We start from the raw sequence: 16,932 nt of genomic DNA, 5'->3' as shown, positions 1-16,932 counted from the left end.
GCACGTTCGATAATTGGAGCTGATACTTTGCTTTCTAATGTAAAGTATTGTGTTGTGTCGCTAGCACAGCCAAAATCACTGGTACTGATTAGTGTTACTGATTTTTGTCCTGTATCGTAATAAATTGTCCATGGATTTTGATTGGCACTGGTGTTCCCGTTTTTAAAATCCCAAAACCATTGAGTAATATTACCACTATCCACCAGCGAACTGTCATAAAACCACATGGTATCTTCCACACAATTGTTGAGGTAAATGAAGGCTGCTACCGGCATGGGGTAAACGTAAATGTTTTGATTTGCTGTATCGCTACAGTTTTGATCGCTTGAGGCTATGAGCTGAATTGGGTATTTACCCCACTTTTTAAATGTTATGGTTTCCAGATGTTCAAGTGTTAAGGTATCATTGGCAATGATCCATTGGTAATTGAGTGTGCCTGTATCGATAGTTGTTAAGTTAGTGAACTCAAATTCATTGGAATCGAAGCATTGTGTGGAGTCGTTGATGCTGAACTTAGTGATGGGTGATGGGTGAACTGTGATCTGTTTTGTTATGGAGTCAGTGCAATGTTGTGTTGTACGGGTTATAAGTTTCAAGTTCCATGTTCCGGCTTGCAAGTTGGGCAAAGTATCGATTTGTTGCTTAGATAAAAACAGCGATTCTAGATACCATGCATAATTTGAAATAGAATCTCCAGAAGCAAGTGATGAGTCATGGATAACAAAAAACTGTTCATTGAAGCATTGGGAGGAATCGCTGATTGTAAAATCAGCTTTAGGCATTAATAAAACGATCACATTATGAGATACAGTATCGATGCAATCCATTCCAATACTTGACACAAGTGTAACACGAAAAGTATCTGCCTTTACAAAGTGATGTGAGCAATTCATGGATGTGTCAGAATTCTGATCTCCAAAATCCCAATAAAATGCGGGATTGACATCTGATTTGGTTTTATTATTAAACTCAAAGAGGTTGTCTGACAAACATTGAATAGTATCATTTATAGCAAAAGCAGCCAAAGGATTAGAATATACCCAGATTATTTGATGACAACTATCTAAACACGAAAAATCAGAAATACTTATTAGTTTTACTTCAAATGAATCAGCTAGTTTAAAAGAATGAACAACTGTATCATTTATGTCAAAACCTCCATCACCAAAAGCCCAATTTCTACTTAGGTTTCCCCATTGAATGAATGTAGTATCTGTAAATTCAAATTGGTTGCCAGCAAGGCATTGAAAAGGGTTGTTTATTGTGAAGCCCGCCTGTGGCATAGGCCAAACATAAACAGCCTGAATCGAAGAATCTTTACACCCTAAATCAGAAATCAGGAGCAACTTCACCGGAAAAGTATCTGCCAGATTATACGTATGTTGAGCATGAAATGAAAGAAGTGTATCTGTATCGCCAAAATCCCAAAACGATGAAAGAGTTCCTGATTGTATGCTGCCTAAATTGGTAAAATCAAATGTGTTGTTTAATCTGCATTGAGCTGTATCTAAAATCTCAAAAGCTGAAATTGGTTGAGATGCATTAATGACATAGGCTAATCCATTTGAGGAATCGAAACAACCAAAATCTGAATTAACCATGAGTTTGACAAAAAACGTATCGTCATAACTATAGCTATGAATTGGGTTTGGCAGCACCGATGAAAAGCCATCGCCAAAATCCCAAAGGAAATTCATGTTTCCATAGGTGATATCGGATTGGTTTGTCAAAGCAAAAGCATTTCGTTCAAAACATTGTAAACTATCGTATATGCTGAATTTTGCATGAGGTTGTGGATACACCACTATTTCTTTTTCAATTGAATCGATGCAAGCATCTTTTGATATGGCGTATAGTTTTACCTTTATAGTGTCGTCTTGTAAAAAAGAATAAGATGGAGAAAATTGGTCAGAACTATCCAGGTCGCCAAACAACCATTGATACGTAAGTGTTCCTCTTGAAATACTACTTTGATTTGTGAAATTAAACAAATTATTACTCAGGCATTGAGCTGTATCATTTACCGAAAACTGAACAACAGGAAAAGGATGAAAGTATAGGTAAAGTGTGATAAAACTATCGCATCCCATCATATTGGTTATGGTATCATGAAAAATTCCTGCCTGATTCAGGATTCTTCCATTAAAATCGTACTCACCACAGGCATAAACACTCAAGGTATCGAAGTTGGGTTCACAACCAAGGAACTTTGCAATAAATCCATCATTTTTCCCTCCTCCATAATTTGGCTGATGAACACCGCTGGTTGAAATTGAGGATGAAGAATAGGTTTCACCTACTATCCAAACCTTTCCACTGCTATCGTTTACAATGCCATGAGCATAGTCTTCATTCACTCCACCAAAATAAGATCCCCATAATTGTTGTCCTGTGCTATCAAATTTAGCCAGAAATGCATCACGTTTTCCACTATATATTGTTTCATGTGCTCCACTTGTCGCTATTTGAGATGAAGATTCAGTCATCCCAGCGATAATAATATTGCCTGATTTATCACAACTAATAGCCCGACTTCTGTCCTCAGCAGAACCTCCAAAATAACTACCCCATTGCCTTTTGCCTTTTTTATCAAATTTTGCAATAAAGGCATCTGATCTCCCATTTAAAGTGCTTTGATGCACAGCTGAGGTGGCAATACCCCAGGTTGAATTGCTATTACCTGTTAATATTAAATCCTCATTTATATCGATGGTGATGTCCTCACCAAAATCTTCTCCACCACCTCCATAATAGCTTCCCCATTTCCTTTTTCCAATTGTATCAAATTTCACCATAAATGCAGCATAAGAACCCAACATAGTTGCCTGATGTGATCCAATAGTTGCAATACCATACCAGGAACGTGTTGTACCTGCAACATAAACATTTCCTACTTGGTCAGTCACAACAGCATTGCCAAAATCAGATGTATGTCCACCCATATAGCTCGCCCAAAGTCGTTGTCCTGAAGTATCAAACTTGGCTACAAAAGCATCTTCCCAACCACTGTGCACCGAGTCGTGTGCACCCGGAGATGATATTTGTGTTTTGGATGCTGTATATCCTGTGATGATCACATTATTATTTACATCAGTAGCAATACCCTGAGCCCAATCTACCAGATTACCACCATAATAAGTAGCCCAAAGTCGTTGACCAGAATTTGAAAATTTGGCTACAAAAGCATCGTAAGGTCCGCCTCCATATGTAATTTGATGAACTCCTGATGTTGCAAATTGAGCTGTTGAGGTAGTACTCCCTGCTATAAGAATAGATCCTTCTCTATCAATTACCACATCGTTTCCACATTCAATTCCACTTCCTCCAAAATAAGTTGCCCAGAGTCGCTGGCCAGCACTATCTATTTTGGCTATAAAGGCATCTGCATTGCCTTTTATTGAAACCTGATATGCACCACTGCTTGCAATAGCATTAGATGATTTTGTGCGACCAACCACTAACACATCGCTACTATCTAAAATCACATCATATGCAATATCCTCATCGGAACCACCATAATAAGTAGCCCAAAGCAAACTTGGGAAAGGATCGACAATCAGCGTATTGCTGGAGTTATAATCAGCAACTTGAAATCCAAATTCATTGTTACCAAATGATGTATAACTAACATCAAGCTGTTCATCCGTTTCTTCAAGAAAACTCTTGGGTATACTTTCGTAAATGCTTACACTATCCAAAATTACTTTTATCTGACCTTCGATTAGTTGAGTTTCGTAAGCTCCATTGTAGCGCATTCGAATTTTTGAAAGATCACCCTGTGGATGAATAATAAAATTATATTCGAAAGCTTTTTGGGTATCTGAAAATGCAACAAATTCCAGATCAATTCCTGAATAGATATTTTTATAGATTACTTTTTGAAAAGAAGAAACAAACGAAGCACCTTGCTCTGCACAAACTGCATTGTAATAGTTCTGATAATGAGGAGAAGGATTTGAAGTAATAATTTCGGGATTTGGGTTTGCGTTAATCAATTCAATGTCAATACGGTGGAAATGATAAATGATTTCATAATTATCAATACTATCAATGGGATGACGGAGCATTTCCATTTCATCTTTTTTACCATCCGAAGCTTCAGCGAATGATGAAGCCTTTTCACCTGCCGAAGTTTTAACGGAGGCAGGAACCTTTCTTTCAACAATATAAGTATCGTAACTGAAACTATTGGCCTTCAACTGAACATTCAATCCGTTTCCTAATGACAACAGATATTTGACCGCTGGATTAGGTTCGAAATTTTGATCATAAATCTGTCCTTTGTTTTCTATAAAGCCAGCATATAGGTTTTTGACACTATTGCTTTTAGCGGCTTGCTGACCAATTAAATGCAAGGGTCCGAATAAAATAAATAGCAAGCAATATGTAAGAACATTTTTAAAAGAAGGCATTTTATATTTTGATTTCTAATTGCTTGCATCAAATATACGGAATAATAAAATATGAAACAGTAAACCTATATCAGGATTAAGCAAAAAACTGTAAACTTATTTTAGGACGATACATCACATTTCAACTGAGTCCACTTCGAGTGACTCAGTTGGGAGCAATAAGAGAACACACCGAAAATATATAATGAGTAATCAATCCCAAAGTTTAAGATAGGGTGTAATCTTTACAGCCAGACTTTCTTCAATAACACATCTTTCTAAAAACGTATCCATTGATTGATATGGCCCATTTTGCACTCTTTCGTCATAAATTTTTCGTGCCAGCTTATAATCGACATAAGGATGATTTTTCAAATCATTGATACTAGCAAAGTTTAAAGAGATTTGCTTCAATTCAACTTCCTGAATGATCAACTGATGCTCAATCGATTGATAAAGGCTACTATCAATTCCAAATACTTCTGCTATTTGCTCGATTTTATGGAAACCTCCTACCCGCTCACGATAATCAACAATTCTATTCGAATAGGTTTCTCCTATCCCTTTTATCTGTTGAAATTCTTCAGCTGTCGAACTATTGATGTCAATTTGAAGGTTACTCTTGTTTTTATTCGCAGCTGTTGATTCGTTATCAATGTGTTCACTAACATTCTTGGCTTTAATGACAATATATGGTTGCAGTCGTTTATAAGTGTCGAGATCAAAGCCGAATATTTTTTTCAAATCTTCTTTTTTCCTAAACTGTCCACCTTTAGCTCTGTATTTTAACAAATTATTGATGACATAACTTTTAACGCCCAATTTTTCTAACTGCTCTCTACTTACTTGATTGGGATCAAATTCAAAAAGGCTATAATTTGGTGTAGTCAATTCATCAAAATCAAACAATTGTTTACTTCTCTCAGTTGAAAGTTTCTCAATTTCTTTCAAACTAGCAATATCATTTTCAAATTCAGAGAAGTCGGCTTCATTCTGAGTCAGTAATCGAGGAATGATAAAATTCAAACTTGCCATGAATAGAATTAGGCTTATGACAATATAAACCCCTGACCTTTCGGCTTTGGAAAAATGAAAATAATCCTTCCAGGTTTTTCGTGACATACTAATTCTTTAAATTCGAAATTAAACTACATTCTTAACTTTCCTATGAAAACAGAAATAAAATGTCCTAATTAAAACTAAGCAAGACTTTTGTAGCTGAAAAAGAAATGAGTTAAACTATTCTAATCTTCATGTTACTTATATTTCTTTATAGCCCCCGACTTAACGCGTGACAAGTAATCACTTAAATCGCGTTTGACCTCTGGAGCCATTATTAACAAACCAATAATATTGGGAAATGCCATGGAGAGTATCATCATGTCGGAAAAGTCGAGTACAGCTCCCAGCTCAGAAGAAGCTCCAATAACAATACAGGCAAGAAAAAATAGTTGGTAGGTAAGTTTCATATATTTTCGATGGCCAAATACTTTTTCGAATAAGCTTCCAAATAAATAATCAAAACCTTTTAATCCATAATATGACCACGAAATCATGGTTGAAAATGCAAATAAGAAAATAGCAATTACCAGCACCCAAGGAAACCATGGGATTACACTTTTAAAAGCTGCTGAAGTGAGTTGAGCTCCTTCCAATCCGGCAGGATTGTTATAAAAGCCTGTGAAAATGATGACTAAAGCCGTCATGGTACAAATCACAACGGTATCAATAAATGGTTCCAGCAAGGAAACCAATCCTTCGGTAATAGGTTCGTTTGTTTTTACAGCACTATGGGCTATAGCTGCTGAACCAACACCTGCTTCGTTTGAAAAAGAAGCACGCTGAAATCCAATGATCAAAACACCGATCAAACCACCTTTCATGGCATCAGCCTGAAAAGCGCCATTCCAAATTAACTTAAAAGCATCACCAGCATGAGCAATATTCATGAAGATTATGATGAGTGCAGCCGAAACATAAAGAACTGCCATAAAAGGAACTATTTTCTCTGTAACACGGGCAATACTCTTAATGCCTCCAACAATTACAATCCCTACTAATATGGCGAGTATAATTCCATAAGCAACTTTAAAATTGCCAATAGCCGGAATTACAGTTGTAAATTGACTTAAAGATTGATTAGCCTGAAACATGTTTCCTCCACCAATGGATCCACCAATAACAAGTATTGAAAAAATGATCGCCAACCCTTGTCCCAACCCTTTCATATTCCTTTTTGCAAGTCCTTTGCTCAGATAATACATGGGGCCTCCTGAAACGACTCCATTGGTGTCAATATTTCTGTATTTAACACCTAATGTACATTCTGTAAATTTTGATGACATACCCAATAATCCTGCAACTATCATCCAAAATGTGGCACCTGGGCCACCAATGGAAATAGCAATAGCAACACTGGCAATGTTTCCCAATCCGACTGTTGCCGACAAAGCTGTTGCCAATGCCTGAAAATGCGATACTTCACCTTTATGATTCGGATTGGAATATTTACCTCGAACTAATCCAATAGCATGTTTAAAACCCCGAATGTTTATAAATCGCATGAATATCGTAAAAAACAACGCACCGCATATCAGCCAAACTACAATTAGTTTTAAGGGTGCAGAAACGGGTTCACCATTTTCGTCAACAACCACATTGCCTTTTTTATCATAAACCTGTGAATCGTAAATCCCCATGGCTGAAAAAGGATCCCAAAACAAAACATCTCCCATTTTCTCGACAATTGGAGCAAATACATCATTAATTTTATGACTTATTTTTGATTGATCTTTTGCTTTTTCGGATCCTTCATTCTGAGCAAAACTAATTTGAGCAATTAGCATCACAAAAATGAAAGTTAAAAAACTGATCAGCTTTTTCTGTTTGCTTAAAATCATCTTAAAAAACTAATTATTTTGTTTCTTCAATTGTTTCATGTCTTTAAAATATCGTTTTGTTTCCGACATAACTACCGATGATAGTAGAAGAATGGCAATCAGGTTGGGAATAGTCATAAAAGTAATCACTGCATCAACAAAATGCCATACGATATCCACTCCCCAAATACAGCCAAAAAAAACAAATAATGCGTACAAGTATCGATATGGAGTCACATATTTTTCTCCGAATAAATAAATAACAGACCGAGAGCCATAGTATGACCAACTTATAATGGTACTAAAGGCAAATAACAAAAGACCTATGGAGACAATGTATTTTGCGGAAGATGCAAAACCAATTTTACCTAATCCTGTTTCCATTCCTGTAACAGTCATTGCAAATTCTTCTGCCCCCGATTTCCATGCTCCGGTAACAATTATAACCAATGCCGTTAATGTACAAATGATTAAAGTGTCGACTAAAGGTTCCAAAGAAGCTACCATTCCTTCTCTTGCCGAGTATTCCGTTTTTGCTGCAGCATGTGCAATAGGAGCCGAGCCTTGTCCAGCTTCATTGGAAAACAATCCTCTACGAACTCCCCATATCAATGTCATCATAAATGTAGATCCAACAAAACCACCTGCAGCAGCACTTCCTGTAAATGCACTTTTAAAAATTAGCGCAAAGGCTGCTGGAACCTCCTTATACATTAATAAAACAACTGTAATAGAACTGACAAAATACAAAACAGCCATAATAGGTACAAGCTTTGAAGTTACATCTGCAATACGTTTCAATCCACCAACAATCACTAACAACACCAAGAGTGTTATGACAGCTGCTGTTATGTATTTGGTTGAAATGCTTAATCCTACAATCGTAATAGCATCAGCAATATTAAAACTGGACAAAAACACACCAGTCATGGAATTGGACTGCGCCATGTTTCCTGTTCCGAGTGAACACAAAATGGCCGCTAGCGCAAATATGATGGCTAAAACTTTGGCAAAGCGTCCTAACTTCTTTTTTAATCCAAATTCCATGTAGTACATCGGTCCACCGGAAACAGTTCCATCCGAATTAAACTGTCGGTATTTATGTGCAAGCGTGCATTCGGTATACTTAATAATCATACCCAGAAAACCGGTTACCCACATCCAGAAAATAGCACCAGGACCACCCCAATAAATGGCCAATGCCACACCTACTATATTTCCAGTTCCTACAGTTGCAGATAATGCGGTGGTTAAAGCCTTGAAATGATTCACATCTCCTTTATCTTCAGGGCTATCATATTTACCAGCAACTACCCGAATGGAATGCCAAATTTTTGTAACATTTATAAACTTAAGACGAATAATGAAATATAAGCCAGTTGGAATTAGTAGTAGTAAAATTGCATAACCACCGATATAGTCGTTATAGTTTACCAGTAATTTATCTATGAACTGTAACACATTTGCCATTTGACATGAATGGTTTTGATGAGAAAATCAAATAATTAATTTACCTAACAAACATACAAACTCCATTTTAAACCAATTGCCTGTTTTAAAAAAGATGTTCAACAGGCATTAATTGGATAATTGTTTTGAAGAGAAATAAAATAAGCATCATCCTTTCAAATAATGGCAATCTAAATATTTAATAATTGCTAAATTTGCACTACATATGAATAAGCCTTCTTATTCTATTTGTGATTAATAGCAGTGAATTATGATGATATCTCAAAATAAAATTCAGGAAGTAAAAAATCGTTTTGAAATAGTTGGCAATCATACTTTCTTAAATCGCGCGATTGAGAAAGCATTAAAAGTTGCACCTACAGATATAAGTGTTTTAATATCTGGAGAAAGTGGTGTAGGAAAAGAGGCATTTTCAAAAATCATCCATCATACCAGCAAAAGAAAACATGGTCATTTTATCGCTGTCAATTGTGCTGCTATTCCTGAAGGAACTATCGATTCCGAATTATTTGGTCATGAAAAAGGAGCATTCACCAACGCTTACGACTCCAGGAAAGGATATTTTGAAACCGTTAATGGCGGTACTATTTTTCTGGATGAAATTAGCGAACTACCATTAGAAACACAATCACGTTTACTCAGGGTTCTTGAAACAGGTGAATTTATCAAAGTGGGTTCATCCAATGTGATGAAAACAGATGTGAGACTGATTGCAGCTTCCAATAAGGACCTCTTGGAACAAACTAAAAACAATAAGTTTCGCGAAGATTTATTTTATCGCTTATCAACAGTAACCATTCCTATTCCGGCATTAAGAAACCGAAAAGAGGATATTATGTTTTTGGCTGCCCGTTTTGCCATGGATTTTGCTGAAAAATACAAAACACCACTTATCGAATTTAATGATGAGGCTGTGACGATGTTACAAACTCAATATTGGCCTGGAAACATACGACAGCTTAAAAATCTGGTCGAGCAAATATCCATACTGGAAGCAGAACGAAATATCACAGGAGCTATCTTACACGAATATCTTCCAGAAGCTGTATCAAAAGAATTGGTACCGATTAAACAGCACTCTTTTGAAGCAGATGATGGTGTTAAAGAGCGTGATTTGTTATATAAATTCCTGATCGACATACGCAAAGATGTGACTGAGGTTAAAACTGCAGTATACGATGTGTTGAAGAATGTACGAAACCAGGGTGATGATTTCGAGCAAACTATTGAAACAGCTACCGACAGATTGCTTAAAGCAGGAAACAACCTTTCAGATGCAAGCTACCGATTTGGCAAAGACAACGATATCACTGATTCTGAAGTTTATTCAGAAAATACAGATGTGATTGAAGTGCAGGAAACACTATCATTAGCTGAGAAAGAAAAAGAAATGATTAAAGTTGCGCTGGTTCGACATAAAGGTAAAAGAAAACCGGCTGCAAAAGAATTAGGGATTTCAGAAAGAACTTTATACCGTAAAATCAAAGAATATTCTTTGGAAGATTTATAATCGCCTGATCTTTGCACAGCTTTTAAAAATTATGAGACTTTTGAAATTAATATCTGTTTTTACTTTAGTACTATGTACTCCAATTTTATTTATGCAATGTGGAATATATAGTTTAAGCGGTGCAGACTTACACCCCGATATTAAAAGTTTCACTGTAATTCCTTTTAGCAATCAAGCCAGCATCGTGGTTCCATCCTTAGCCGATGATTTAACTGAACAATTGAAAGATAAGTTCAGAAATGAAATGAATTTAACACATACCAATTCGGATGGGGATATTATTTTTGAAGGAACCATAACCAATTACAAAACAGGTCCTTCCAGTGTAAGTAGTGGCGAAATAGCTACAACAACACGCTTAATTATTAGCGTTAAAGTTGTTTATGAAAACAAAATGAATACCGACCAGAATTTCAGCGTTAATTTCTCAAATTATATAGACTACGACAGCAATGAAGACCTTTCTGCTATTGAAGACGAGCTTATTACTGAAATCAGCGAAATGCTTATTCAAGACATTTTTAATAGAGCAGTAAATAACTGGTAAAATGAATGAAGTCAAAATCATTGGTTATATCAGCAATCCTTCCAGTTTATTATACAAACCGGATGTTGACTTATTGAATGAGCTTAAGGAAAAATACCCTTATTTTCAATCTGCACATTTGCTTCATTCCATTGCCATTAATCAAACTGAAAGTGTATTTTCAAATAGCTATTTAAGGGAAGCAGCTATTTATGCAGGAAGCAGAGCAAAAATGCACCATTACTTTTCAGCAGATTTTACTCATAAAGGAAGGGATGTGGTCAGTAGCGTAATGAGAGGCACAAAATCCATTCAAAACAAGGAGAGTACTGCCAGCGATGCACTCATCGATCGCTTTATCAAAACCAAGCCCAGTATTAAAAAACCCATTAGCAGTTTTTACAATCCAGCTGAAAAAGCATCTAAAAGTATTGAAGAAGAGGAGATTTTTGCAAGCGAAACATTGGCAAAAATATACATCATGCAAGGCAGGCATGATAAAGCAATTAAAATTTACCAAAAATTATCCTTGATTAATCCTGAAAAAAGTGATTACTTTGCCCTCCTAATAAAACATCTAGAAGATAAAATAAACGAATAATATGCTTACGTTTTTATTAATAATATTGATTCTTGCAGCACTTTTTCTTATTCTTGTAATTTTAGCTCAAAACCCAAAAGGTGGTGGAGTATCTGCAACTTTTGGAGGTTCAGCCAGTCAGGTTATTGGTGCTCGTCAAACAGCCGATTTTCTTGAAAAAGCTACTTGGTATGTTGCAATTGGTATTTTTGCGATAGTTGTATTAACCATCGTTTTTATTCCTGACAACAGCTATCAACAAGGACGTGATTCAATGATGAGTGATCAAATTGAAGATATGGCCGCACCGATTCCTCAAGGAGCAGCAGAACAACAACAAGCAACTGGAGAAACTCCAGAAGAATAAATCATATTATTGATTTATATCAAAGCTTCATCCTTTCTTTTACTATTCATTTCCATTATTTTTGTGTTATCAATTTCAATTAATCGGTATTAATTGATTTAGCAATAGATCAATCAATATCATTATTTTCAATGAATGACGATAACGATACGAGAAGTTAAGTCCAAAAAAGATCTCCGAACCTTCATTTTCCTCCCATCTAAATTGCATAAATCAGAACCCGATTGGATTCCACCCGTATATATGGATGATAAGATTTATTTTAATCCTAAAAAAAATAAGTCATTTTCATATTGCGATACAATTTTGCTTTTAGCCTATAAAAACAAAACCGCTGTAGGCCGTATCATGGGCGTCATAAATCATCGCTACAATGAGCTAAGCATGAATAATAATGCACGTTTTATCTGGATGGAAGGTCAAGATAACGAAGTGTTATCAGCTCTTTTGGAAACAATGGAAAATTGGGCAAAAGAGAAAGGAGCAAAAAAAATAGTCGGTCCGTTTGGTTTTTCAGACAAAGATCCTCAAGGTTATTTAATTGAAGGATTTGAACATAAGCCAGTTATTATTACAAACTATAATACACCAGAACTTATCACATTTCTTGAAGAAAGAGGTTATTCCAAAGAAGTTGACTTATTTGCTTATAAAGTAGATGTCCCTTGCGAAATACCATTATTCTATACGAGAATTCAGGAAAGGGTAGTTAGAAATGGTGACTTTAATCTTCTGGAATTCAAAAGCAGACGAAAACTTAAACCCTATATTCGTCCCATCTTCGGTCTTGTCAATGAAACTTTCAACGAAATTTATGGTTTTATACCTTTTGAGAAAAAAGAAATGGACGATTTTGCCAGTCGATATTTACCGGTAATTGATCCTGCTTTTGTTAAAGTTGTCATGAAACAAGATGAGCCTGTTGCATTTATTATTGGCATGCCTGATATCAGTGAAGGCATCAAAAAATCTAAAGGCTATGTTATTCCTTTTGGCATTTTCAAGATTTGGAAATCACAAAAAGAAACGAAACGATTGGTTTTATTATTAGGAGCTGTTAAACAAGAATATCGAGGACGAGGATTGGATGTTTTGATGGGTAGCAAAATGATCGAATCAGCTTTGGAAAAAGGATACGACCATATCGATTCACATCTTGAGTTGGAAGAAAATGAGAAAGTGAGAGCCGAAATGGAGAAAATGGGTGGAGTTGCCTATAAGAAGTTTCGGATATTCAAAAAAAGCCTGTAGGCAAGTTCAAAATTCAACAGTTTTATTGATTATGTCTTTTTTAAGATAACAAGTTCCTTATCAGCTTTAACTACTTTTCGGACAAAAGCAACATATTCATTAAACTTTTCAGGAGGATAATTTCCTTTATGTATTTTCAAGCTACGCGTATATCTGAACACCTTTTTCTCTAGCCTTTCAAAGTAACAATGATACTCTCCAAAATCCGATGTTTCGTTTTTATCACTAGGCAAATAGTCTATTTCAGCACCATATGGAACGGTGTAAACAATGGAAATTGAATCCTGATAATCGTCTTCAAAATACAGATTTGTTTTTCTATTGGAATCAATTGCTGGAATATTTAACCACTTCAGTGACATGTTAGGACGAAAATACATAGTATGGCTGCCTGATGAGAGGAAGCTTTTTATATCCAGATTCATGGTGATATTTGCTTCAGGAACTGTTTTCCTATCTTCTTTGAATTCAAGTTCTGTTATTGTAAAAGATGACAATTCAAGACTTTCGTATAGCCAATCCTTTTGATAACTGTTACCTGCCTCAATAAGCTGATCAAAATCAACTTTATCATATTCTAAACCTTTATAATGAAAAGAAAGCTTTGCATCCGCATCTCCACTCTTTTGTAAATCTATTTCTGCAGTCATAAACCTTTTATTGTCATTAACTCCATAAAATGAGGTTTTTGCAATTTTACCTCCTTTTTCTGTTATGAGTAAAACATGACGATCATCAGTAAAGCTACCTAAAAAGCCAAATGGTAAAGTCTGACTTGTACATTCAAGCCAAATTGTATCTTCAGCTTGAGGGACACAGAGAATAGCGTGATTAAATTGAAAGGATGGAAGTGAAATATGAATATCAGTATTACTATTTCCTGATTTAACTAAAGTATAGTGAGACTTTATGCCTGTAATTTTTAATAACTCCATGGTATACATGGTTAATGCTTTACAATCACCATATCCAAGGTGATACACGGTAGATGGAGGCTGTGGTCGAAGTCCACCAATATTGTAGGAAATGTTCACATAGCGTGTATTCGACTGCACATATTTATAAATCAGTTGAATCTTCTCCAGTTCGGTTGAGGCATTTTTAACTAATTCATTTATTTCAGTTTTTAGCTCCAGTGGAAGTTCTCTGTCTACATCATTTATTCTGGACACCCATTTGCCAAATTCTTCCCACGTACTTATTTTTCCTATGTAATTATAGAAATTTACCGTATTGGCAGTTGTAATAATTCGCGATAGACTTTTATCAAAGGGAAAGCTATATACTTCATCTTCAAAGGCATTCAGATTTGTTTCTGTCCAAATATACCTAAGTACTTTACCCTCTTTAATGGAATCTAATTTTCCTTCAAAATTGAACTCTTTAAAACGAAAAGAGCTCCCCTCAGGAATAACAATTTCGAAAATGGATTGTTCAACAGAAGTTTCGTTATTTGGTTGAAATAAAAATGTTGGAAAAAAAAGCAAATCTTTCACCTTTTGGATATACTCAACCTCTATTGTAAAAGGAAATTTCGCTACTAGCATGTCTGCAATTTTCACTCTACTATCTGTAAACAATGTTCCAAATGGAATATTTGACATATCAATGATGTCTTCAGCTGCATCTAGCACTTTAATTAAAGTTCCATTTGCATCATAAATTTTTCCAACAAAAGAAACAAGCTTGTGATCTTTATCGTAAGGAACAGTAACGTGCGTATAGTACAGACCATTCTCATTCAAAATTGTTATTGCATATTTAAACGTTTTTGTGCCCTTATGATCACCCTTTGTTTCAAACTTCAAATAATCATAGCGAACAACGGCATGAGCATTTTCTAATAATTGACTTGGAATTTCACTAACAGCATATTTATTATCTGCTAAAAGCTGCATGGAGAGTAGAAAAGTTGATAGAAACAAAAAGAGTTTTACGTATTTCATTGTGTAGATTTTATACTAATTGGTTTTTTCAAGAATAATCATTTGAGCCTGTTTATCAGCGGAATATTGATATAGCTTTTTCAGTCCAAGGTATTGATCAACAGGAATATTAACGTTTGTTATTCTCAACTTATGGAGAATTGTAATTTTATTATTTATTGAGGTAACATTAAACAAAAGCTGTCCTCCCTTGTCAGGTAAAATCTTCACCATACTTTCTGGGATATCATAAATGCTATAATTCTCTGGAATTTCCAATTCGATAAAATATTGATGTTCTTGCAAACAGGCAAAATTGATATCTGAATATCTTTCTTTAGCAGAAAACGGATTGCTAATACCTTCATTTTTCAAAAAAGGATTAATATATTTATAATTGTTTGCATTAATAATATCATCTGCTGTTTCAAAAGCAAACTCAACAATTATTTCTTCATTCAGATTATCAGGGTTTTGAATTTGGAAATCATGAATATCCCAATTCCCGAAAAAATCTTTATACGATTGCTCAAGTTTTTCCTCACCATCCAAATATATTCTTTCTCTTAATCTTGCAGCATCATAACCTTTGAATTTCCTTTTGTAGTATCCATTTAGCTTTTCATTCTCATCAATCGATAATTTAATTTGTGTAGAAATACTGTTTTTTTCATCTTCGCCTAAAGAAATCCATTCCCCTTTAACATCAAGTATCAACCAGCCTTCACCGTTCAGACATTTTCGAGGGAGCATATTATAGGGTAAAAACCTATCAGTAGCATCCAAAAGTAAGTGACCATATTTTGTCTCAACATAGGCAAGCACATAATTCAATCTATCAGATTTTGCAAAATTCCGATCAATTGTCCCCCTGCTTCTTGTACTAAGAACAAGCGGAAAGGCATCCACTCCTGCATCTTGTAAAAATTGAATAAGCAGTAGGTTGATATCAGCAGATGAGCCTTCACCCTCTCTATACGTTTTTGCAAGAGATTTTTTCGTAGTCATCCTGTTTTCTCCATTCCACCTTAACCGTTTTGTTAAGTGATCCCGAATTTTTTCAATTTTCTCTAATTGGCTATCGCTGGAAGAAACAACTTCAGCAACAGCATCTCTTATGAACTTTTTTGACCCGAGCTTTTTCCCAAAATAAAAGCTTTCAGTTAGATCTTTACTTATTTTATTAAAAGAATAGATAAAATGGCTTGAAGAAACTCCTGGCAGATCAATATTATCTAAATGAAATTCGACACCTGCCATAAAGTTATACTTGCTATTTACATAAGGCTCTGTTTCATAAGGACTTTGAAAAACTGCAATAAACCGATGAAATATGGATGGACCAAATTTGTTAAAATACCATTCATTAGACATCAGCTCGTTGTGATAGAACAGGTTTTCTGCGGTCTTATTTACTTTATACTTAAACTCAAACGGATATTGCACCCAAAACTCGCTATGCTTTACAGGAATGCTTTTAGGAAAGGTCCAAGACCATAGTCCGGAAATCCTGAAGAGTTCGAATGAATATTGATATTCGATGATTGATCCTCTTTTGATATTAGGAAAAGCAAATTTCAAAATCTCAATCCCATCCAGATAATCCTCGTGAAGTATCATTTTTTTACTGAGTTCCGTTTTTTGAATTTCACCCTTAATAAGATTATATGTACATGCTTGAATCTCTTTCAATTTCATACTCTCATAAATAGGGATTTCAACATCTGCCCAATCATATCCGGTGCTTTTAAGGATTTTAATCCGTATATGCTTGGTTACAATAACTGACTGACCATTTTCGGTAACTGCACATTGTCCAAAATCGCACAACACAATTGCGGATGCTTTTTGTTCTATCTCAAACTCGGAAGCTGTAAACTCAGCATGCTGAACTTCACCAAACACAACAGGAAAATCGTTGGCATAAACATTCAGAGAAAATAGTGAAAGACAAAGCAGAAGAAATATGTGCGTGAGAAAATAGTTGCTTTTCATAAAGTGAGGAAGTTTAACTTAAGAAGATTATCTTCTCA

At 35.2% G+C, this 16,932-nt stretch carries 11 protein-coding genes; 5 read left to right on the top strand and 6 right to left on the bottom strand.

The genetic code is table 11. From position 1 onward, the window contains the following. The 4 genes from HOG71_06030 to HOG71_06015 form a co-directional block, all read right to left on the bottom strand. Positions 1-4,412: hypothetical protein (locus tag HOG71_06030; protein MBT5990393.1), on the bottom strand; the 4,412-nt coding region annotated here is incomplete at its 3' end. Positions 4,413-4,604: 192 nt separating this feature from the next. Further along, positions 4,605-5,513 carry a hypothetical protein gene (locus HOG71_06025; protein ID MBT5990392.1) on the bottom strand — a complete coding sequence of 303 codons (909 nt, stop codon included), beginning with the start codon at positions 5,511-5,513 and terminating at the stop codon, positions 4,605-4,607. A gap of 134 nt (positions 5,514-5,647) precedes the next feature. Beyond that, entirely contained in the window at positions 5,648-7,237 is a 1,590-nt protein-coding gene (locus HOG71_06020; GenBank protein ID MBT5990391.1) for an alanine:cation symporter family protein, read from the bottom strand. A gap of 63 nt (positions 7,238-7,300) precedes the next feature. Continuing rightward, positions 7,301-8,731, bottom strand: coding sequence for a sodium:alanine symporter family protein (locus HOG71_06015; GenBank protein MBT5990390.1), 1,431 nt, complete (start codon positions 8,729-8,731; stop codon positions 7,301-7,303). A 262-nt stretch (positions 8,732-8,993) separates the two neighbouring features. Between HOG71_06015 and HOG71_06010 the strand changes: the two genes are divergently transcribed. From HOG71_06010 to HOG71_05990, 5 genes are all read left to right on the top strand, one after another. Further along, positions 8,994-10,250 (top strand): sigma-54-dependent Fis family transcriptional regulator, encoded by a 1,257-nt coding sequence (locus HOG71_06010; protein ID MBT5990389.1) that lies wholly within the window; start codon positions 8,994-8,996, stop codon positions 10,248-10,250. 31 nt (positions 10,251-10,281) lie between these two features. Beyond that, positions 10,282-10,797 (top strand): LptE family protein, encoded by a 516-nt coding sequence (locus HOG71_06005; protein ID MBT5990388.1) that lies wholly within the window; start codon positions 10,282-10,284, stop codon positions 10,795-10,797. A gap of 1 nt (position 10,798) precedes the next feature. Beyond that, on the top strand, positions 10,799-11,377 hold the full coding sequence (locus tag HOG71_06000) for a tetratricopeptide repeat protein (GenBank protein ID MBT5990387.1): 579 nt from the start codon (positions 10,799-10,801) through the stop codon (positions 11,375-11,377). A gap of 1 nt (position 11,378) precedes the next feature. After that, positions 11,379-11,723 (top strand): preprotein translocase subunit SecG, encoded by a 345-nt coding sequence (secG, locus tag HOG71_05995; GenBank protein ID MBT5990386.1) that lies wholly within the window; start codon positions 11,379-11,381, stop codon positions 11,721-11,723. Positions 11,724-11,858: 135 nt separating this feature from the next. Beyond that, the gene (locus HOG71_05990) at positions 11,859-12,974 is read left to right on the top strand and encodes a hypothetical protein (GenBank protein MBT5990385.1); all 1,116 of its coding nucleotides are present in this window, start codon (positions 11,859-11,861) and stop codon (positions 12,972-12,974) included. A 29-nt stretch (positions 12,975-13,003) separates the two neighbouring features. Here HOG71_05990 and HOG71_05985 read toward each other — a convergent pair whose 3' ends face one another. Both HOG71_05985 and HOG71_05980 read right to left on the bottom strand, forming a co-directional pair. After that, a complete protein-coding gene (locus tag HOG71_05985) occupies positions 13,004-14,920 on the bottom strand; it encodes a DUF3857 domain-containing transglutaminase family protein (protein ID MBT5990384.1) in 1,917 nt (638 codons plus the stop codon). Positions 14,921-14,935: 15 nt separating this feature from the next. Next, on the bottom strand, positions 14,936-16,894 hold the full coding sequence (locus HOG71_05980) for a DUF3857 domain-containing protein (protein MBT5990383.1): 1,959 nt from the start codon (positions 16,892-16,894) through the stop codon (positions 14,936-14,938). Positions 16,895-16,932: the final 38 nt, after the last annotated feature.

Source organism: Bacteroidota bacterium (assembly GCA_018698135.1).
In the GTDB taxonomy this organism is placed as follows: Bacteria; Bacteroidota; Bacteroidia; order CAILMK01; family JAAYUY01; genus JABINZ01.
Note: the sequence above shows the minus strand (reverse complement) of the source record. Positions and strands in the feature narration are given on the sequence as shown.